1 protein-coding gene is annotated in these 521 nt (G+C 62.2%); it reads right to left on the bottom strand.

What is annotated here, in order from left to right; translation table 11 throughout:
• Positions 1 to 495: hypothetical protein (locus ACTHTY_RS11580; protein WP_440367771.1), on the bottom strand; the 495-nt coding region annotated here is incomplete at its 3' end.
• Positions 496 to 521: the final 26 nt, after the last annotated feature.

The raw sequence follows: 521 nt of genomic DNA, 5'->3' as shown, positions 1-521 counted from the left end.
CCAACATCCTGGCTGTCTGGGCCTTCCCACTTCGTTTACCCCCCCCCCCCCCCCCCCCCCCCCCCACCCCCCCCCCACACCACCCCCCCCCCAACAACAAACACCAACACCCACCACCCACCCCCCAAAAAACCACCCAACGACACCCCCAACCCACCACAAACCAACAAACCACAACAACCCCCCAACCACAACAACACCCCACCCCCACCAACGCCCCACCCAAAACACCACCCAAACAACCCCCAAAAAAAACCAACCACCCCCAAACCCACCCAACCCCCCACCCCCACCCACAACCCACCCCCACACCCCACAACACACACAAACCCAACCCCCCAACACCCACCACAACACCCCCAACCCAACCACAAACAAACCACCCAACCCCAAACCCACACCCAACAACCACCCACCCCACCAAAACCCAACCCCCCCACACCCCCCCCACCCAACCAAACCCACCACCAAACACAAACCACCAACCCACCACACAAACCACCCCCCACACACACCCAACA

This window comes from Neisseria sp. P0019.S002 (assembly GCF_051957155.1).
GTDB lineage: Bacteria > Pseudomonadota > Gammaproteobacteria > Burkholderiales > Neisseriaceae > Neisseria > Neisseria perflava.
Note: the sequence above shows the minus strand (reverse complement) of the source record. Positions and strands in the feature narration are given on the sequence as shown.